Origin of the sequence: Streptomyces sp. NPDC085460 (genome assembly GCF_044541975.1) — a bacterium.
Classification (GTDB): domain Bacteria; phylum Actinomycetota; class Actinomycetes; order Streptomycetales; family Streptomycetaceae; genus Streptomyces.
The window spans coordinates 128,713-148,854 of the sequence record NZ_JBITTO010000008.1 but is presented as its reverse complement, the minus strand read 5'-3'; the positions used below and the strand labels follow the sequence as shown (position 1 = coordinate 148,854).

Annotated in this window: 12 protein-coding genes; 4 read left to right on the top strand and 8 right to left on the bottom strand. The window is 74.8% G+C overall.

The features are described 5' to 3' along the window. Positions 1 to 18 precede the first annotated feature (18 nt). The 4 genes from fxsT to ACIGHB_RS21875 form a co-directional block, all read right to left on the bottom strand. Positions 19 to 4,443, bottom strand: a complete 4,425-nt coding sequence (fxsT, locus tag ACIGHB_RS21890) for an FxSxx-COOH system tetratricopeptide repeat protein (protein WP_399915234.1) — start codon at positions 4,441 to 4,443, stop codon at positions 19 to 21. Beyond that, positions 4,443 to 5,573 carry an AAA family ATPase gene (locus ACIGHB_RS21885; protein WP_399915232.1) on the bottom strand — a complete coding sequence of 377 codons (1,131 nt, stop codon included), beginning with the start codon at positions 5,571 to 5,573 and terminating at the stop codon, positions 4,443 to 4,445. The genes fxsT and ACIGHB_RS21885 overlap by 1 nt, the downstream gene beginning before the upstream one ends. Next, on the bottom strand, positions 5,570 to 7,099 hold the full coding sequence (locus ACIGHB_RS21880; RefSeq protein WP_360311286.1) for a hypothetical protein: 1,530 nt from the start codon (positions 7,097 to 7,099) through the stop codon (positions 5,570 to 5,572). The genes ACIGHB_RS21885 and ACIGHB_RS21880 overlap by 4 nt, the downstream gene beginning before the upstream one ends. A gap of 168 nt (positions 7,100 to 7,267) precedes the next feature. Continuing rightward, complete coding sequence (locus tag ACIGHB_RS21875) at positions 7,268 to 7,684, bottom strand: organic hydroperoxide resistance protein (RefSeq protein ID WP_399915230.1); 417 nt, start codon at positions 7,682 to 7,684, stop codon at positions 7,268 to 7,270. A 106-nt stretch (positions 7,685 to 7,790) separates the two neighbouring features. Here ACIGHB_RS21875 and ACIGHB_RS21870 point away from each other — a divergent pair, with 106 nt between their 5' ends. The 4 genes from ACIGHB_RS21870 (at position 7,791) to ACIGHB_RS21855 (ending at position 14,131) form a co-directional block, all read left to right on the top strand. Then, the gene (locus ACIGHB_RS21870; RefSeq protein ID WP_360311290.1) at positions 7,791 to 8,276 is read left to right on the top strand and encodes a MarR family transcriptional regulator; all 486 of its coding nucleotides are present in this window, start codon (positions 7,791 to 7,793) and stop codon (positions 8,274 to 8,276) included. Positions 8,277 to 8,546: 270 nt separating this feature from the next. Then, positions 8,547 to 9,014, top strand: coding sequence for a GNAT family N-acetyltransferase (locus ACIGHB_RS21865; protein ID WP_399915227.1), 468 nt, complete (start codon positions 8,547 to 8,549; stop codon positions 9,012 to 9,014). Then, positions 9,011 to 10,267, top strand: a complete 1,257-nt coding sequence (locus tag ACIGHB_RS21860; RefSeq protein WP_399915225.1) for an MFS transporter — start codon at positions 9,011 to 9,013, stop codon at positions 10,265 to 10,267. Before ACIGHB_RS21865 ends, ACIGHB_RS21860 begins: the two co-directional genes overlap by 4 nt. 180 nt (positions 10,268 to 10,447) lie before the next feature. Further along, positions 10,448 to 14,131 carry a S8 family serine peptidase gene (locus ACIGHB_RS21855; RefSeq protein ID WP_399915223.1) on the top strand — a complete coding sequence of 1,228 codons (3,684 nt, stop codon included), beginning with the start codon at positions 10,448 to 10,450 and terminating at the stop codon, positions 14,129 to 14,131. 49 nt (positions 14,132 to 14,180) lie between these two features. Here the strand turns inward: ACIGHB_RS21855 and ACIGHB_RS21850 are convergent, their stop codons facing one another. The 4 genes from ACIGHB_RS21850 to ACIGHB_RS21835 form a co-directional block, all read right to left on the bottom strand. After that, a complete protein-coding gene (locus ACIGHB_RS21850) occupies positions 14,181 to 15,722 on the bottom strand; it encodes an acyl-CoA synthetase (RefSeq protein ID WP_399915221.1) in 1,542 nt (513 codons plus the stop codon). Between the two features lie 60 nt (positions 15,723 to 15,782). Continuing rightward, positions 15,783 to 17,018, bottom strand: coding sequence for a nitrate/nitrite transporter (locus ACIGHB_RS21845; RefSeq protein WP_399915219.1), 1,236 nt, complete (start codon positions 17,016 to 17,018; stop codon positions 15,783 to 15,785). 155 nt (positions 17,019 to 17,173) lie between these two features. Next, positions 17,174 to 18,712 carry a GAF domain-containing protein gene (locus tag ACIGHB_RS21840; RefSeq protein ID WP_399915216.1) on the bottom strand — a complete coding sequence of 513 codons (1,539 nt, stop codon included), beginning with the start codon at positions 18,710 to 18,712 and terminating at the stop codon, positions 17,174 to 17,176. Between the two features lie 39 nt (positions 18,713 to 18,751). Next, positions 18,752 to 19,849, bottom strand: a complete 1,098-nt coding sequence (locus ACIGHB_RS21835; protein ID WP_360311302.1) for a rod shape-determining protein — start codon at positions 19,847 to 19,849, stop codon at positions 18,752 to 18,754. Positions 19,850 to 20,142 lie beyond the last annotated feature (293 nt).

The window sequence follows — 20,142 nt, the reverse complement described above, 5'->3', positions numbered from 1 at the left end:
GCCCGGCGGCGCCCGGCACTAGAAGGGGACCGGGGCGATGTCGACGTCCGCCCGGCGGCCGGCGGTGGAGGACACGGTCGCCGGGTGGTCCTCGCCGAGCCGCCGCCGGAATCCCTCCAGCGTCTCGGTCTGCAGGGCCGTGGCCTCCGCGGCGCGGTCCAGCGCCCGCAGGTCCAGGACCACGTTGGTCGCGCAGGCCAGCGTGGTCGGGTGGTCGGCGCCGAAGACGCGGGTCAGGGCCTCCAGGGTCCGCCGGTCGAGCTCCAGGGCCTCCTCGTGCCGCTCCTCCGCGGCGGCCTGGCTGGCGGCGCCGATCGCCGCCGTCAGCGTGAGGACGTGGTCGTCGCCCAGCGAGGCGCGCAGCCCCGGGAGCGCCACGTCGAGATGCGCCCCGGCGGCGGCCTGCTCGCCCAGGTGGCGCAGGGTGATCGCCAGGTTGACCCGGGCGGACAGCGTGTACGGGTGGGAGGCGCCGAGCTTCGCCGCGTACCGCTCCAGCGTCGCCTCGCCCAGCTCCCTGGACCGCCGCAGCTGCCCGTCCTGGCGCAGGTCCACGACGAGGTTGGCGGCGCAGGCGACGGCGTCCGGGTGGTCGGCGCCGTACCGGGTCGCGAACTTCGACCAGGCCATCTCGCTGAGCGCCAGCGCCCCTTCGTGGTCGCCCGCGCGGCGGCGGCAGACCGCGAGGACGCGGGCGCAGCCGAGGGTGACGTGGTTGTCCTCGCCGAAGGTGGCGAGGTAGCGGGCGTAGACGTCCTCCAGGTGGGCGGCGGCCTCCAGGTAGTCGCCCGTCTCGCGGATGTCGATGGCCAGGCCGACGAGGGTGTTGAGGGTCTCGACGTGGTCCTCGCCCAGGGCGAGCGCCCGCAGCCGGGCGGTCTCCGTGTCGTACGCCCGCGCCTCCTGGTAGAGGCCCATCAGGCGCAGGCCGACGCCGAGGCTGTGGGCGGCGCGCAGGGCGGCCGGGTCGTCCTCGCCGAAGACCCGCAGGGAGCGCTCGTACACCTGCCGGTTGATCTCCAGGCCGCGCGCCATCTCGGCGCGCAGCCGCAGCCCGCTGCAGAGCTGGATGAGGGCGTCGAGGGTGCCCTCGTCCTCCTCGCCCGCGGTCCGCAGGTAGACGTCCGCGGTGTGCTCCATCATCGCGGCGGCCTCCTGGTACTCGCCGAGCACCCGCAGGATGAAGGCCAGCCACTTCGCCATCTCCAGCGTGAGCTGGTCCTCGGCGCCGAACTTCTCCGTCCAGATCTCCAGCGCCTCGCGGGCCATCTTCGCGGAGCCCGCGTGGTCGCCCCAGGCGTAGAGGAACTCCGCCATCTCCCGGATGAGCCGGCGGGCCCACGGCGACTCGCACTCGACCGCCCGGGAGACCACCACGTGCGGCAGCAGCTCCTGGTAGCGGGGCCAGAGCGCCCGCGTGGAGGGGCTGCCGGGGTTGGCGTCGGCGAGCAGGAGGTGCGCGCCGTGCCGCATGTCGGCCTGCTGCTGCGGGGACATGCGGTTGACGAGCACCGCCTGGACCAGGCGGTGGAGCTGGATGGTGTCGTGCCGGTGCTCGATCCGGGCCAGGGCGTAGATGTTGATCTCGCGGATGGCGCGGCCCAGCTTGATCGGGTGCCGCAGCGCCTCGTCCAGCTCGGGGGCGATGGTGGTGGTCCGCGCGTTGTTGAAGAGCGAGCGGGAGATCGGCTCGGGCGCGAAGAAGGAGCAGACCTGGAGGAGCTGGAGGGCGGCCGGGTTGCGCTGTTCGAGCTGGCGCAGCGAGACGTCCCAGGCGGCGGCCACCGACATCGGGTAGTCGGGCGAGGGGACCAGTTCGAGCATCAGCTCGGCGATCTTCTCGTTGATCAGCCGCAGGTAGTCGGGGACGGCCATGCCGGTGACGGCCTGCCAGGCCGCCGCCTGCTCGATGGCGAGCGGCAGGTCGCCGAGGGCCTCGGCGAGCCGGTCGGCGTCGGCGTCGCTGAGGTCGCGGGCGCGGCGGCGGAGCAGCGCCTTGCTCTCCTCGCGGGTGAAGACGTCCACGGAGAGGGTGCGCGCGACCCGGTCCCACTCCTGGTTCCGCGAGGTGATGAGGATCTTCCCGGTGCCGCCGGTGGGGAAGTAGGGGCGCACGGCCTCCACGTTCTCGGCGTTGTCGAAGACCAGCAGCCAGCGGTCGTACGGCTCGCCGCGGCGCAGCGCCTCGCGGACGGCGGGGACGGCCCGGTTGGCCTCGTCGCTCACGTTCAGGCCCATCCGCTGGGCGAGTTCGGTGAGCGCGGTGAGGATCATCGTGGGCTGTTCGGACGGGATCCACCAGACGACGTCGTACTCGGCGGCGTACCGGTAGACGTACTCGATGGCGATCTGCGACTTCCCGACGCCGCCCATGCCGTGCAGCGTGTGCGGGAGGACGGCCGAGGTGTCGCCGGTCAGCAGCTGCTCCCTGATCTGCGCGAGCAGGTCCTCCCGGCCGACGAAGTTGGGGTTGTTCGGCGGGACGTTGCCCCAGACGGCGGGTACGGAGGGGCGCGGGGGCCGGGCCGGGACCGGGATCGAGGTGGTGCCGGAGGCCGGGATCGGGGTACCGGAGGCCGGGGTCGGCGCGCCGGAGGGCGGCGGGACCGGGGTCCGCTGGGCGACCCCGTTCTCGCGCTCATGCTGACTGGCAGTGGTCTCGGTCATGGAAGGGCCGTCCGTGTCGGAATGTACGGGGGTATCGCGGATATCGTGGACCAATGGCGCGGTGCGGGGCATGAGCGACTCTCCCGGCGAACTGCCCGACAGGGCGGCGCTGATCCGGTGGGCCCGGCTCAGGTACGGCCCCGACAGGGCGCGGAGGATCGCCAGTTCGACGCGGACGAACGGCAGGCTCTCCTCCGTCAGCGGCGGATCGGGTACGTCCTCCGGTGCGAGCAGGGCGCCGTGGAGCCGGCGGGCCGCCTCGGAGCGGTCGCCGAAGAAGTCGGAGACCGAGCGCGCGACCCGCGCGGTGTCGCCCCGCAGGGCGCCGGCGAGCAGCGCCTCGCGGGCCCCGTCGACGAACTCCAGCGGGGTGCCCGCGGCGGTGCCCGTCGGCGCGTCCGCCGGGGGCTGTTCGACCAGTCCGCTGAGGAACAGCTCGGCCACGTGCACCGGTTGCGCCTCCGGCACCAGCCGGTTCCGCACCGCCCGGACGAGCCGGGGGTCGAGGACGGCGGCGGCCAGGTGGGTCGCGAGCCGGAAGGCGGTCGGGGTGGCGTGGCTGCGGAAGCGGCGGATGCGCTCCTGCACGGTCGGCGGGGCGGGTTCGGCCGGCGCTTCGTCCTCGTCCGGCGCGGCGGGGGCGGGGGCGCCGAGCAGCAGGGCGGAGGCGTCCGTCGGGGCGCCCGTCCCGCCGGCCACGAGGGCGGCCCAGCGGCCCAGCCAGTCGGCGTCCAGTTCCAGGACGGGGACGGGCGCGGTCCAGGTGGGGGGCGGCGGATCGAAGGGGTCGTACTCCTCCGGCGGGAAGGAGACGGTCAGTTCGGTGTTGGGGGCGCCGGAGCGGGGGCTGCCGAGCCGTACCCGGCGGGGCGTGAGGGCGGTGCGGTGCCAGTCCCGCTGGGAGAGCAGATGCACCACGGCGGTCGGTCCCGCCGCCGCCCACAGCTCCAGCGCCCCGGATCCGGCGCCGGACCGCCAGAGCGGGCCGAGGGCGTCGGTGAGGACGAGCACGATCCGGCGGCCGGTCCGGTCGAGGAGTTCGGCGGGGGAGCCGCCGGAGCCCCGCGCGGCGGCCGGGCCGCGGAGCACCGCCTCGTCGCCGCCGGGGCCGGCGCGGACGCCGATCCGCCGGATCCGGACGTCCCGGAAGGCGCCCAGCTGTTCGAGCACGGCGGTGAACTCGGTGATCGTCTGTTCCCAGATCGCCATGGTGGCGTGGTCGTCGACGACGAGCACCAGGTCGAAGCGGCGCTCGTCGGACGGGCGGGTGTAGGGCAGCCAGAGGCCGTCCTCCGCGGCGTGCTCGGCGGTGGCCTCCTCGTCCAGTTCGACGTCGAAGGGGGAGGGGACGACCTGTTTCAGGGGCCGCAGCCGACGGGCGATGCCGGGGGCGTCGCGCAGGTCGGGCAGCGGCTCGGCCCGGACGCGCGCCTCGTGGAACTCCCGGGCCAGCGCGAACTGCCGGGCGAGCAGGCCCGGTGGCCCGGCGGGGAGGCCCGCCCCGGCGGCGGCGCCGTCCGCCGGGGGCGGGGCGCCGCCGGGCGGTCGCGTCCGGCCGGGGCGGGGGCCGCCGGCCGGCGGGTCGCCGGGGGGCCCGACGGGGCCGCTGGGTCTGGGGGGTTCGGTCGGGCCGGCGAGGCCCGGCGGGGGCACCGGCCGGGGGTGCGGGGCGTCGGGGAACGCGGGCAGCCGGGCCGCGAGCGTCTGGTACGCGTGCAGCCACAGCGCCTCGGCGACCTCGAACGGCTCCGGGAGCGAGCGGGCGTCGTCGTCCATCAGGGTGCTCCCGACAGTCGCCGCCAGAGCGCGTCGAGCAGTTCGCCCCAGGTCTCGTCGTCGTCCCGGACGCCGGCCGACCGCAGGTAGACGGCGTTCAGGAGTTGGTCGGCGGCGAGTCCGCCGTGTTCCCGGCTGCGCTCCATGAACCGCTGGATCATGGCCTCGTGCCGGCCGTCCTGGTCCCGGAAGTGGGCGGCGATCATCGCGGCGAGCTGGTCCTCGCGGGGCGGGGAGACGTCGAGGCGGACGCAGCGGCGCAGGAAGGCGGCGGGGAACTGCCGCTCGCCGTTGCTGGTGATGACGACGAAGGGGAAGGCCCGGCACCGCACGAGTCCGTCGGTGACCGGGGCGGTGCCGTCGGGGTCGTCGGTGAACACCCGGGCCCGGCCCTCCTGGTGGCGGGCCCGGACCAGTTCGGGGATGTCGTAGGAGCCGTTCTCCAGGACGTGCAGGAGGTCGTTGGGCAGGTCGATGTCGCTCTTGTCGAGCTCGTCGATGAGCAGGACGCGGGGCAGTTCGTACGGGAGCAGGGCGGTGCCCAGCGGGCCGAGCCGGACGAAGTCGCCGATGCGGGGCGCGGTCGCGGGGTCGCCGCCGTCCGGGTCCTGGGCCGGGGTGCCGGTCTGCTGGGCGGGGACGGGCGCGGGGGCGACGGTCCGGTGGCGGGCGCCGAGGGACGCCTGGGCGCGGCCGATGGCGTCGTACTCGTACAGGCCGGAGCGCAGGGTGCTGCGGGAGGTGATGCCCCAGTGCAGGACGCGGCCCAGGCCCAGCTCGCGGGCGACCAGGTAGGCGAGGGTGGACTTGCCGATGCCGGGCCTGCCGGTGACGAGCAGCGGCCGGCGGAGCAGCAGGGCGGTGTTGATCAGGTCGATGTCGTGCGGGTCCTGCCGGGGGGTGGCGCGGCCGATGACGCCGAGGCGGCGGTCGGTCTCGGCGCTCTCGGCGGGTACGGGGGGCAGCACGGGGCCGCCGTCGAAGTTCCGCCAGCCGGGGGGCGGCGGCAGGATGTCGGCGAGGCGGATGTCGGCCAGGGGCCGGCCGGTGCCCCGGTAGATCCACCAGCTGCGGCTGGAGACGTGCCCTCCGTTCCGGCTGCTGTCGACCGGATGATGGACACCGCTCATGTTTCCCCCTCGTCGTCGTGTCCGACGCGCGCGGTCGCGGCGGCCGGTCCCGGTGATCCGGACCAGTCGACGAGGCGGTTGGGGTCGTCGAAGAGGACGGCGAGGTGCCGCCCCACGTGGACGTCCCGCTGCCCCGCGGCGGCGGTGGCGGCCTCGCTCCGCAACTGCTTGACGCGTTGCGGGAGTTCGGTCGCCCTTCCTTTCAGAAGGCGCTTGGCGCGCCGGCGGAACTCGGCGGGTGGTTCCGGGCGCCGGTCCCAGACCGCCAGCGGTACGCCGGCGCGCAGCGCGGTCTCCAGCGGGGAGCGGCCGCCGGCCGGGCCCCGGAGCGGGGGCGTGCCGAGGGCGACGGAGACGAGCCGTTCGTCGGCGACGAGCGTGCTGCTCCACCGGACGGCGTCGTGGCCGCGCCGGCCTGCCGTGTCCCAGTGGCAGGCGGTGTCGGGCCCGTCGAGCAGGCGCTGCCAGCGGTTGTGCCACTTGCGGTGGTGCTGGGTGGCCCGCATCCGTTCGAGGCTGCGCAGGACCACCGGGTAGCTGAGGCAGAGGGCGGTGGTGAGGTCCGGGCCGGAGGTCAGCCACTCCATCGGATGGTTGAGCAGGTGGAAGGGGAGGACGAACTCCAGGGCGGGGCGGCCGGGGCGGCCGGCCCATTCCTTCTCCGCCCGGTCGACCAGTTCGCCCACGGCGGCGGGGACCTCGTCCAGGGTGACGAGCCGGTCCTCTCCGCGCTCGGGCCGCCAGGGGCCGGGCCGGATCTGGCGCCAGTGGGAGAGCAGATACCGGTCCGGGTCCATTCCGCTTCTGCACAACTGGACAACGAGGCAGGCGGGTGCGGGTTGTGCGGCGGCGGCGCGGGCGAGGTCCGCGCGGACGGCGGCGAGCTGCGGGGCGAGGCCGAGGGCGGCGGCCCGGGTGTCGTTCCAGGCGCGCAGGGCGCCGGCGGTCGCCCGGTGGGCCTCGGAGTCGTCGAGGGCGGTGCTGACGTGCTCGATCAGCACGGTGACCGGGAGGAGGCCGTCGGGCCGGGCGTTGGCCCGGGCGAGGAGGTCGAACGCCTCGCCGAGGCCGGCGACGGGGAGCGGGGGGAGGGCGAGCCCGTCGGCCGCCGCGTACAGCAGGCCGTGCGCGTCGAGGTGCCGGACGCGGGCCAGCAGGGCGCGGGCCTCGCGTAACTCGGCGTCGGGCAGGACCGGGAGGAGGTCCGGCGCGGGGGAGGGCGGGGGCGTGGCGGCGAGCTCCCGGATCCGGTGGACGGGGGTGGAGCCGGGGGCGTAGAGGCTGAGGGTGTCGGCCAGTTCGCGCAGGCCGTGCGGCTCGCGCAGGCAGCTGCGGACGATCTCCAGGATGTCCAGCCGGGTGCTGCCGTGCCGCCGGACCTCGCCCACCTCGGGCAGCCGTTCCGCGAGCATGCTGATCAGGAGGTCGCGGCTGCCCGGGACGTCGAGCCCGGGCACCGCGGACAGCTGCTCGACCAGCTCACGCCGGAGGTCCGGTGCGTGAGTGCCGTGGCCCTCGTCGGACAAGAGTCCCCCTCGTCACGGCTCCGGTGTTCCCAACTCCCGCTCGGGCATGGGTCGTACGGGCGCCGCCGCCCTGACCTCCAGGGTAGGGCGAGGGCCGGATCCGTCGCCACCCCGTGCGCCGATTACTCCCCCTCGCTCGGCCTGCTCGGTCTACGTGGCCCGCTCGGCCTATTCGACGATCAGCTCCACGGCGATGTTGCCGCGGGTGGCCTTGGAGTAGGGGCAGAAGGCGTGGGTCTTCTCCAGCAGGGCGCGGCCGGCCTCGCCCTGGAGGTGGTCGGGGAACTCGGCGCGCATGACGACGGCGAGGCCGAACCCGCCGTCGGTGGCGTCCTTGCCGATGGAGACCTCGGCGGTGACGGACGCCTCGGAGATGTCGATCTTCTCCTGGCGGGCGACGACGCCCATGGCGCTGGCGAAGCAGGCGGCGTAGCCGGCGGCGAAGAGCTGCTCGGGGTTGGTGCCCTGGCCGTTGCCGCCGAGGGCCTGGGGGTGGGCGAGGGGCAGGTCGATGTGGCCGTCGGAGCTGACGGCGCGGCCCTCGCGCCCGTTGGCGGTGGCGACGGCGGTGTAGATGGCGTCCATGGGTGGTCCGTTCCTGTTCCTCGGGAAGGGGTGGCCCCTCATTTGTAGCGCACTATTCAGTTGTGCACAACTAAATAGTGCGAGGGGTCTCGCGTACCCTGGTGTCATGGAGACGCTCGACACGGTCCCGGACGAGGAGTTCCTCCGGCTCGACCACCAGATCTGCTTCTCGCTGCACGCGGCGACCCGCGCGTTCAACGGCGTCTACCGCGAGGCGCTGAAGGAGCTCGGGCTCACCTACCCCCAGTACCTCGTCATGCTCGTGCTCTGGGAGCACGGGGAGCTGCCCGTGAAGGGCATCGGGGAGCGGCTGCGGCTCGACTCCGGCACCCTGTCGCCGCTGCTCAAGCGGCTGGAGGCGGCCGGATACGTGGAGCGCCGGCGCAGCGCCGAGGACGAGCGGTCCGTCACCGTCCGCCCCACCGCGGCGGGCGCCGCGCTGCGCGAGCGGGCCCTCGGTGTGCCCCGCCGGATCGCCGCCGCCACCGGTCTCGACCTCGCGTCCATCGGCGACCTGCGCGACCGGCTCGCCGCACTCGCCGCCCGCCTCGACTCCCTCGACCCCGCCGAGCTCCGCGCCTCCTGCGACTGACGGCCCCGCCGCACCGCGGGCCTCCTGCGGCCGACGGCCCCGGCGCACCGCGCGCCTCCTGCGACTGACGGCCCCGGCGCACCGCGGGCCTCCTGCGCCTGACGGCCCCGCCGCACCGCGCGCCTGCTGCGACCGACGGCCCCGGCGGCGGGCCGGCGGCTGTCCGCGCCCGGACCCCGGCCGGGTGGCCGTCCCCGCCTCGGCCCCCAGTCGCCCGGCCGTCACCGAAATGTAAGGGCCGTAACTCCAAGACGCTCCTATACTCGGCGCATGTCCGAGATCACCGTCCGCCGCGCCACGGCCGCCGACTCCAAGCGCCTGACCCAGCTCGTCCGCGGCTCCGCCGCCTACCGGGGGCCGTACGCCGTCATGGTGGACGGCTACCAGGTCGGCGGGGCCTACATCGAACACCACCCGGTCCACGTCGCCGTCGACGCCGGCGGTCGCGTCCTCGGCTTCTACGCCCTCCTCCTCGACGATGCCGAGCTCGACCTCGCCTTCGTCGCCGACACCGCCCAGGGCCTCGGCATCGGGCGCACGCTGATGGCCCACATGACCGGCGTGGCCCGCGCCGCCGGGCTCGACGCCGTCCGCGTCGTCGCCCACCCGCCCGCCGAGGAGTTCTACCTCCGCACCGGCGCCCGCCGCACCGGCACCGTCGCCCCCGCCGGACGCGTCCACTGGGAGCGCCCCGAGCTGAGCTACGACCTCACCGACCCCGCCGCGGCCACGGCGTGACCGCCGTCGAGTCGCCGCGGGAGGAGAAGCGGAGGGTCTTCGCCGACCTCACCCCGCTGCGCACCTCCGCCGACTACCGCCGCCTCTGGTTCGGGAACGCCGTCTCCTGGGTCGGCCAGGGCATGACCGCCCTCGCCGTCTCCCTCCAGGTGTACGACATCACCGGCTCGACCTTCTCCGTCGGACTCGTCGGCCTCTGCTCCCTCGTGCCGCTGGTCGTCTTCGGCCTGTACGGCGGGGCGATCGCCGACACCGTCGACCGGCGCGCCCTCGGACTCGCCGGCGCCATCGGCTCGGCCGTCCTCTCCGCCGCGCTCGCCGGCGCCGCCTTCGCCGGCTTCCACCACGTCTGGTTCCTCTACGCGATCGTCGCCCTCCAGGCCCTCTGCGGCGCCCTCAACGCGCCCGCCCGCAGCGCGATGATCCCCCGGCTGCTGCCGCCCGAGCAGCTGCGCGCCGCCAACGCCCTCAACTCCATGGTGGTGACCTTCGGCACGCTCGTCGGCCCCAGCCTCGGCGGCGTGATCGTGGGCGTGGCCGGCTACCAGACCGCCTATCTCGTCGACGCGCTCGCCTTCTTCGCGAGCCTGTACGCGATGTGGCGGCTGCCCTCCATGCCGCCGGAGCGCACGGGGGCGAAGAGGGCGTCCGTCCTCGACGGGCTGCGCTTCCTCGGCACCCGCCCCAACCTGCGCGCGACCTTCGTCTCCGACCTCTTCGCGATGATCCTCGCCCAGCCCAAGGCGCTCTTCCCGGCCGTCGCCGCCCTCTGGTTCGGCGGCGACGCGAAGACCACCGGACTCCTCGTCGCCGCACCGGCGTTCGGCGCGCTCCTCGGCGGAGTGGTCTCCGGCTGGCAGGGCCGGATCCGGCACCACGGGCAGGCCATCCTGATCGCCGTCGCCGCCTGGGGCCTCGCCATCGCCGCCTTCGGCCTCAGCCGGAACCTCTGGATCGGTCTCCTCTGCCTCGCCGCCGCCGGGTACGCGGACACCTCCTCGATGATCTTCCGGAACACGATGATGCAGGTCGCCGCGCCCGACGAGATGCGCGGCCGGCTCCAGGGCGTCTTCATCGTGGTCGTCGCGGGCGGGCCCCGGCTCGGCGACTTCGTGGCCGGCTCCGTCGCCGGCCTCACCTCGCCCGCCGTCGCCATCACCGGCGGCGGTCTCGTCTGCGCCCTCGCCGTCGGCGTGTTCGCCCTGTACGCGCGGGGGTTCCGCCGGTACGACGCGCTCGACCCGACCCCCTGAGGCGCCGTTCCGGAGCATCCCGGACGCTCCCGTACCGACCCGTCTTCGTCCGTCTGGCGGTTGGCCGCCACGGCACATAGCCGCCAGCCGCGACAGGACTCAACTCCCGTCCCAGCGACCAGACTCCTCGCGGATCCGGAATCCCACCCCCGAACCCCCGGGTCCGCGAGGAGTCCCCCCATGACCGCACCGCTGTCCAGAGGAAGGGCCGGGCTGATCGCCGCCGGCGTCTCCCTCGTGATGCTCTCGGCCGGGCAGACCGCCGCCGCGCCGGGCGCCACGGCCGCCGACGTGCCCGACACCTTCCGCGGCCCGGCCGTGTCCGCGACCGTCACGCTCGTCACCGGCGACCGGGTCACCCTCACCGGACTCGACGGCGGCCGGCAGACCGTCACCGTCGATCGGGCGAAGGGCGCCACCGGCGCGGTCCGCACCCAGGTCACCGACGGCCGCGTCACCGTCGTCCCCGACGAGGCCCGCCCCCACCTCGCGTCCGGCGCCCTCGACCCGCGCCTCTTCGACATCACCGGCCTCGTCGAACAGGGCGTCACCGACGCGCTCCCGCTGATCGTCACGTACGGCGGGAAGAACGCGCGCGCGGCGCACGGCGCCCCGCGCGGCACCGAGACCGTCCGCGCCCTGCCCAGCGTCGGCGGCGCCGCCGTCACCGCCACCGATCCGGCCGCCTTCTGGCAGACCTTCACCGGGAAGGCCGGCGCGTCCCGCGCGGCCGCCCCCGCCAAGGTCTGGCTCGACGCCCGGGTGACGGCCGCCATGGCCGAGTCCAATGCCCAGATCGGCACCCCCGAGGCGTGGGAGGCCGGGCTCACCGGCAAGGGCGTCAAGGTCGCCGTCCTCGACACCGGCGTCGACGCCGGCCACCCCGACCTCGCCGGCCGGATCGCCGAGTCGAAGTCCTTCATCGAGGGCCAGGAGGTCGCCGACCGCGACGGCCACGGCACCCACGTCACCTCCACCGTCGGCGGCAGCGGCGCCGGCTCCGGCGGCAAGGAGAAGGGCGTCGCCCCCGGCGCCACCCTCGCCGTCGGCAAGGTCCTCAGCGACGAGGGCTCCGGCACCGAGTCGCAGATCATCGCCGGCATGGAATGGGCCGCCAAGGACATCGACGCGAAGATCGTCTCGATGAGCCTCGGCTCCCGGGAGGGCAGCGACGGCACCGACCCGATGGCCCAGGCCGTCAACACCCTCTCCGCCGAGACCGGCGCCCTCTTCGTCATCGCCGCCGGCAACTCCGGCGCCCCCGGCACCATCGGCTCGCCCGGCGCCGCCGACGCCGCCCTCACCGTCGGCGCCGTCGACTCCGCCGACGAGGCCGCGTACTTCACCAGCAAGGGCCCCCGCTACCGCGACCAGGCCCTCAAGCCGGACCTCTCCGCGCCCGGCGTCGGCATCCTCGCCGCCCGCTCCCAGCTCACCGAGGGCACCGGCCTCTACACCTCGATGAACGGCACCTCCATGGCGACCCCGCACGTCGCCGGAGTCGCCGCCCTGCTCGCCGAGCAGCACCCCGACTGGACCGGCGCCCAGCTCAAGGACGCCCTCATGTCGAGCTCCAAGGTCCTCGGCGCCTCCGCCTACGACCTCGGTGCCGGCCGCGTCGACGTCGCCGCCGCCATCGCCGCGGACGTGACCGCCACCGGCTCCGCCGACCTCGGCTTCCACGCCTGGCCCTACGAGGAGAACGAGCCGGTCACCAGGACCGTCACCTACACCAACTCCTCCGACGCCCCCGTCGAGCTGGACCTCGCCGTCGAGGGCATGCCGGCCGGCACCGCCGCCCTCGCCGACACCACCCTCACCGTCCCGGCCCACGGCTCCGCCTCCACCACCGTCACCGGCGACGGCACCACCGCCCCGGTCGGCACCAGCTCCGGCCGGATCACCGCCACCGCCGGCGGCGCCCCGGTCGCCCACACCGCCCTCGGCCTGGTCAAGGAGGAGGAGCGCTACACCCTCACCGTCCACGTCAAGGACCGTGACGGCGCCCCCGCCGCCGCGGGGCTCGGCATCAAGGAACTCACCCCCGGCGAGGACCCCTTCCCGGCCTCCGTCGGCGCGTCCGGCACCCTCGAACTGCGCCTGAAGCCCGGCACGTACACCGTCGACACCTTCCTCGACGTGCGCGGCGCCAAGGGCTCCGACTCCCTCGGCCTCGGCTTCATGGTCGCCCCCGAGATCGTCCTCGACCGCGACCGCGAGATCACCCTCGACGGCCGGCAGCTGCGCGAGATACGCGCCGACGTCGAGAAGCGCACCGAGACCCGCCAGCTGGTCATGGAGTACGACCGCAAGGCGAACGGCACCGGCTACACCGACATCGTGCAGGTGCCCCTCACCTACGACTCCCTCTTCGCCGCGCCCACCGCGCCCGTGAAGAACGGCACCTTCGAGTACCGGACCGTCTGGCGGCTCGGCAAGCCCATGGCGGAGGCGAGCGTCGACGGCGTCCGCCTCTCCGACCTGCGCCCGCAGAACGGCAGCGCCCTCCTCGAAGGCCGGCACCGCCTCCGCCTCGCCGACGCGGGCACCGGCACCCCCGCCGCGTACGCGGGCAAGGACGTCACCGGCAAGGCCGTGCTCGTCCGCCTCGCCGAGGGCGCGGACCCGGTCCAGGTCGCCCAGACCGCCCAGGACGCCGGCGCCACGGCGCTCCTCGTCACCGACGACGCCGCCGGCCGGCTGATGAAGTGGTTCGGCACCGCCGACTACCAGGACCGCCCGCTCGCCGTCGTCACCGTGAACCGCGCCGACGCCGCCCGGCTCGCCGCAGGAGCCGCCCACGGCCGGCGCCTCGACCTCACCGGCACCCGCTTCACCCCGTACGTGTACGACCTCTCCGAGGGGCACCCCGGCCGTATCGGCACCGACCTCGCCTACCGCCCCGGCCACCGCGAGCTCGCCACCGTCCGCTCCACCTTCCACGCGCCGACCAAGCGGAAGGAGCTGGGCGGCGAGTTCCGCTTCTCGATCACCGACACCTTCCCGATCGGGGTCGGCTTCAAGGAGTGGATCGCCTTCCCGGCCGAGCGCACCGAGTACGTCTCCACCGGCACCGGCCAGCAGTGGCACGAGTCCGTCGACCTCGGCGAGTCCCTGGAGCAGCGCGGCGGCCGCTCGGTCTACCGGGGCGGCTCCGTCACCCGCAGCGAGTGGTTCGGCCCCGTCTGGCACCCCTGGCTCGGCACCGGCCTCGGCTGGGGCCAGCAGCGCACCGGCAACGACCTGCGGTTCAACACCCCCGGCTGGGGCGACTCCGGCCGCGACCACACCGGCTTCGGCAACGTGTGGGGCGACGACACCATGACCCAGTACACCGAGGTGTACGTGAACGGCGTCCGGGTCGACCGCAAGACGAGCTCCGGCGCCTACGCCTGGGACGCCCCGGCGGAGGAGGCCACCTTCAAGGTCGTCACCGACACGACCCTCGACCCGGCCCGCTGGCGGCTCGGCGCCAAGGGCCACAGCGAGTGGACGGTCCGCTCCGCCGAGACCCCGTCCGACCGGATCACCTACCTGCCGATGCTCAACCTCGGCTTCGACCTCGACACCGACCTGTACGGCGACGTCCGGGGCGGCTCCCGGGTCCCGGTCGGCATCTTCGCCGAGTACGTCGAGGGCGCGGCCGGCACCGGCACCATCGCCGACGGCAGCCTGGAGGTCTCCTACGACTCCGGCGCCACCTGGCGCAAGGTGGACCTGCGGAAGTCCGGGAAGGGCGCCGCCTGGACCGGTGAGCTCCGCGTCCCGTCCGGAGCCAAGGCCGTCTCCCTGCGCGCCGGCGCCACCGACGACCGGGGCGGCTCCGTCACGCAGGAGCTGATCCACGCGATCGGCGTGAAGTAACCGTCGGGCGAAGGGCCGGGCTCCGTTTCAGGCGCCCGGCCCTTCGCCGTCACCCCCGCGACAGCCGCTTCTTCAGCACCTTGCCCAGGTCGTTGCGGGGGAGGGCGTCGAGGAGGCGGACCGTCCTGGGCCGCTTGTGCGGGGCGAGCAGCCGGGCCACGTGGTCCGCCAGCTCCTCGGCCCCCGGCGGCGCGGCCGGGTCGGCCGGCACCACCCAGGCCACGATCCGCTCGCCCAGATCGGGGTCGGGCTCGCCGGTGACGGCGGCCTCCCGCACCCCCGGGTGGTCGAGCAGCGCGTTCTCGATCTCGCCGGCGCCGATCTTGTACCCGCCGCTCTTGATCAGGTCGGTGGCCTTGCGGCCCACGAGGCGGATCGTTCCGTCGGATTCCCGGACGGCCATGTCGCCGGTGCGGAACCAGTCGCCGTCGAACGCCGCCTCGGTCGCCTCCGGCCGGTTCAGATAGCCGGAGAAGAGGTTCGGCCCGCGCACCTGCACCTCGCCGACCGTCTCCCCGTCGGACCCGCGGGACCCGTCGGACCCGTGGGACCCGTGGGACCCGTGGGACCCGTGGGACCCGCCGGACCCGCCGAGCACCGTGCCGTCCTCCTCCACCAGCCGCACCTCCACGCCCGGCAGCGGGGTCCCGACCGTGCCGGGGCGGGGCGGCCCGCCGGGCCGGACGCTGGTGTTCATCAGCGTCTCGCTCATCCCGTACCGCTCCACCACCGTCCGGCCCGTCGCCGCCGCGATCCGCTCGTGGTCGCGCACCGGCAGCGCCGCCGACCCCGAGACCAGCAGCCGCGCCCCGGACAGCGCCTTCACCAGGGCCGGGTCCCCGGGGAGGGCGTCCGCGAGCCGGTGGTACATGGTGGGGACGCCGAACAGCATCGTGCCGCCCGCCGCCAGTTCGCGGGCGACCCCCTCGGCCGAGAAGGCGCCCAGGTGGCGGACCTCGCCGCCGCGCCGCAGGGGCCCGAGGATCCCGAGGATCAGGCCGTGGACGTGGAAGAGCGGCAGCGCGTGCACGAGGACGTCGTCCTCCGTCCAGGCCCAGACCTCCGCGAGCGCGTCCAGCGAGGCGGTGACCGCCCGGTGGGAGAGCAGCACGCCCTTCGGGGGGCCGGTGGTGCCGGAGGTGTAGACGACGAACGCGGTCGACTCCGGGTCCTGCGGCCCGGCGCCGCCCGCGACCACGGCCGAGACAGGGGTGACGTGCGCGACCCGGGTCGGCACGTCGATCCGGGGCAGCTCCGCGAGCGCCGCCGGCGGCTCGTCCTCCGCGCCCGCCAGGAGGAGCGCGGGCGCGCTGTCGGCGAGGATGTGGGCCAGTTCCCGCTCACCGACCCGCGGGTTGAGCGGGACGACGGGCACGCCCGCGAGCAGCGCCGCCACCACCGCCACGGCCGTCCGGGCGGTCGGCGTGGCCCAGACCGCGACCCGGGCCGCCCCGGAGAGCCGGACGGCCAGCTCCCCGGCGGCCCGGGCCAGTTCCTCGTACGTCAGGGTCTCCGCCGTCGCGGGGTCCGCGCCGAAGCGCAGCGCGGTCCGGTCGGAACCGCTTCTCAGGGCGGGGAAGAGCGCACTCACCGGTCGTACTCCTCGGGTCGCATCGGGAACGCCGCTGCCGAGGGGCATTCTGCCGGGCCGTCAGGGCGCCTTGGCCGTGACCTTCGTCGCCCCGGACGCCGGCTCGTCGCCGCCCGGCCGGATGCCGCGCATCCGCCCGTACGCGTACACGCAGCCCGCGAGCGCCAGGTCGGAGAGGAGCATGAAGCCGATCGAGTACGAGTCCTTGGCGCTGTAGATCGCGCCCATGACCAGCGGCGGGACGAAGCCGCCGAGGCCGCCCATCGCGCCGACGATGCCGGTCACGGAGCCCACCTTGGCCTGCGGGGTGACCTGCGAGACCAGCGCGAAGACCGAGCCGCTCGCGGTGCCGAGGCCGGCCGCCATGACGAGCAGGGCGATCGTCCCGCCCGGGTTCAGCTTCGGGTCGAACGCCTGGACGATCGCGAAGAGGGCGACGACGCCGAGCGCCCACGCGGTGACGATCGCCGGGTGGACCCGGTCCGAGAGCCAGCCGCCGATCGGCCGGAAGACGACGGTGACCAGGGCGAATCCGGCCGCCTTGGTGCCCGCGTCGGTCGGGTCCAGCTCGTACCAGGTCTTCAGGTACGTCGGCAGGTAGACGCCGAAGGCCACGATGCCGCCGAAGCCGATCGCGTACAGCGCCGACAGCTCCCACGTCACCCGCAGCCGGCCCGCCGAGCCCAGCCGGGTCGCCAGCGGGGCGGTCGGCACCGGGCGGTCGGGGCGGTCGGTGATGAGGACGGCGGCGAGCACGGCGTACACGGCGAGCGCGATCGCCACGACGACGAACGGCAGGTTCTCGCCGTGCTTGGCGATCCGGGGGGTGAAGTAGCCGGAGAGCGCCACCCCGCCCATGCCCATGCCGAAGACGCCGAGCGCCAGGCCCCGCTTCTCCGGCGGGAACCACGAGTTGACCAGCGGGATGCCGATGGCGAAGGTCGTGCCGCCGAGGCCGAGGAGGAAGCCGACCACGATCATCAGACCGTAGGAGTCCTTCACCACGATCAGCAGCAGCACCGGGATGATCGTCAGCGCGGAGACCAGCGGGAACATCAGCTTCGCGCCGTACCTGTCGGTCAGCGCGCCGGCCGGGATCCGGCCCAGCGAGCCGACGATCACCGGCACGGCCACGAGGAAGGACTGCTGGAACGAGCTCAGGTCCAGGCGCTCGCCGTACCAGCTGCCGAGGGGGGCGATCAGGTCCCACGCCCAGAAGGTGAGCGTGAAGCCGATGGTGGCCGTCACCAGGTTCCGGTAGGCCGCCGCGGTCGGGGGTTTGGCGTCGGAGTTCACCCCCTCAGTCAAGATCCGGCCACGGCCCCCGGCGCGCGGGACTGCTCCGTCCGGGGGAGGCGATACGGCTCCGGGGCTTGCGCGCACGCTCGCGGTCGCGGTGCGGCTCCTGGGCTTGCGCGCACGTTCGCGGTCGTACGGCTCCGGCGGCGCGGCTACGGCCAGGTGACCGTCGTCGGCGGGGTGCCGTCGTCCTCGACGCGCAGCCAGGCGCCCTCCTCGCCGACCCCGACGTCCACCTGGATCCGGCCGATCCCGGACCGCCGGTGGGCCGCGGCCAGCGCCCCGCGCAGCGCGCCGAGCAGCTTCCGCGCCTCCGGTTCGTCCACGAGCGTGTCCACCGCCCCGGTGAACCGGACCGACGGCTGGAAGCCCAGCAGCACCCCCGCCCCGCCGGTCTCCCGCAGCACCCGCCCCCGGAAGGTCGCCGGCGCCTCGGCGGGCGGCTGCTGGAGGGCGAAGATCGCCGTCCGCACCTCCTGGATCGTCGAGTCCAGCTCGTCCACCGCCCTCCCGAGCAGCTCGTCCTCCTCGGACGAGCCCTCGGCGCGCCGGCGGGTCGATTCCAGCATCATCTCGGTGGCGAACAGCCGCTGGACGACGAGGTCGTGCAGGTCACGGGCGATCCGGTCGCGGTCCTCGAAGACCGCGAGGCGCTCCCGGTCGTGCCGCGCGTCCGCCAGGACCAGCGCGAGCGCCGCCTGCGAGGCGAACTGGGAGGCGAGCAGCCGGTCCACCGCCGAGTACGGCTCGGCGTCCCGGCGGCGGGGGAGGGCGAGCGTGCCGATCAGCTTGCCGCCGCTGCGCAGCGGCAGCATCATCGACGGCCCGAACCGGGACCGGACCGGTGTGGTCATCCGGGGGTCGGTCGAGGAGTCCTCGATGAAGACCGGCTCCCCGCCGAGGAGCTGGACGAGGACGGCCGAGCCGGGCCGGATCGTGGTGCCGACCAGGTCGCCGGGGTCCTCCGTGGTGGAGGCCGTGACGATCTCCATCCCGCCCTCGGGGGTGGGCTGGAGGATCACGCCCGCCGCCGCGTCGGCGAGGATCCTGGCCTGTTCGGCGACGGTCATCAGGGCGTCCTCGGCGGACTCGCCGGTGAGCAGCGCCGTGGTGACGGCCGCCGCGCCCTCGATCCACCGCTCGCGCTGCCGGGCCGTCTCGTAGAGCCGGGCGTTGCCGATGGCGATCCCCGCCTGGGCGGCGAGGACCCGCAGCAGCGCCAGGTCCTCCTCGGTGAAGCCGCCGGGCTTCCCGCCGAGGTGGAGGTTGCCGAAGACCTGGGTGTGCACGCGGATCGGGACCCCGAGACCGCTGTCGGGGCTGTCGGGGCTGTCGGGGCTGTCGGGGCGGTCGGATCCGGTCGGGCCGCCGGGACCGGCGAGGCCGGTGAGGCCGTCGGGGCCGGCGGGGAGGCGGGCGGCGCGGGCCCGCTCCTCCTCGGTCATCCCGGTGGTGAACAGACCGGTGAGCCGGGGGCGCTCGGGGTCGAGGACCCCCAGCGCCCCGCGGCGGGCCCCGACCAGTTCGGCCGCGGAGTCCACGAGGTGCTGGAGCGTGGCGCGGAGTTCGAGGTCCGTGCCGACGCCGAGGACGGCTTCGAGCAGCATCGGCAGCCGGGCCTGTTCCCGCCCGCGCTCCCGCCCTCGCTCCTGCTCCACTCCCTGCCCGGCGTCCTCGTCCATGATCACCATGGTCTCATCGGCGTACGAATCGGGTGATGTCGGGATTGGTCACTCCGTCAGGTCGTCGGCGAGCTCGCGGTCGCGGTCGAGGTCGTCCGTCAGGCCGCGGTGGGCGCCCAGCGGGTCGAGGACCATCGGCTGGACCTTGCCCTCCAGCATGGCGCCGAGGCCCAGCACGGCGCAGACGTCGGGCCGTTCGGCGATGTGCACCGGCATGCCGGTGGCGTCCCGCAGCATCTGGTCCAGGCCCGGGAGCAGCGCGCTGCCGCCGACCATCATGATCCCCCGGTCGGCGAGGTCGGCGACCAGGTCCGGCGGGCAGTCGCGGAGCACCTTGCCGATGCCGTCGAGGACCGCCGTCAGCGGGGTGTGGATCGCCTGGCGCACGGCGGCCGTGTCGACGGTGACCGAGCGGGCCAGGCCGGTGGCCACGTCCCGGCCGTGGATCTCGGTGGACGCCGGGCCGTGCGGGGTGAGGCCGTTGCCGCTCAGCGCGAGCTGGAGCGGGCGCACCGACTGGCTCGGCAGCATCAGCTCGTGGTGGTGGCGCAGGTGCTGGATGATCGCGTGGTCGATGGCGTCGCCGCCGACCGGCATCCGCTCGGCCGTGACGATCGCGCCGAGCGAGAGCACCGCGACCTGCGTCGTCGCCGCCCCGCACACCAGGATCATGGTGGCGGTGGGCTGCTCCACCGGGAGGCCGCAGCCCACGGCCGCCGCGATCAGCGTGTCGACCAGCTCGACCCGGCGCGCCCCGAGCCCCACCAGGGTCTCCACGGCCGCCCGCTGGGCGAGCGGGTCGCTGTCGTGCGGGGTGCAGGCGGCGGCGCGCAGCCGGGGCTTGCGGCGGAGCTGGCGGCGGAGCTTCTCGCCGAGGAGGTGGCGCAGCATCCGCTGGGCCATCTCGATGTCGACGACCGTGCCGCCGGAGACCGGACGGACGACCCGGATGTAGTCGGGGGTGCGGCCGGTCATCTTCTCGGCGAGCGCGCCGACCGCGATCAGCGCTCCGGTACGGGTGTTGACGGCGGCGACGCTCGGCTCGTCGACGACGAGCCCGGCTCCCTTGACGAAGACCCGGGTGCGGGCGGCACCCAGGTCGACGGCGACATGGCAACGGCGCAGCTGATCGAGGCTGACGGTCACGGCGGATCCTCCGGGGTGCGGTGCTGACACGGGCGAGGTGTCGCGGTTCGGGTTTCCTGTTGGCATCGTGCGACCGACGGGCCCGGCGCGCGCGTTGGGCTGCGCCGCCCGGGGCCGCGCGGCCGGGGGTGGCGAACCGGGAGAATCACGGCGCCACGGCGTTCACCTGTGGTTTCCTCACAGGATCCTCACTTCTTTGCCTCCCCGGGGCCGCGCCGCTCGTTCTAGCGTGCGAGCCCCATGGACTACTGCCACGCGTGCCGGCGGCATCTCAACGGGGCCCTCGCCTGTGC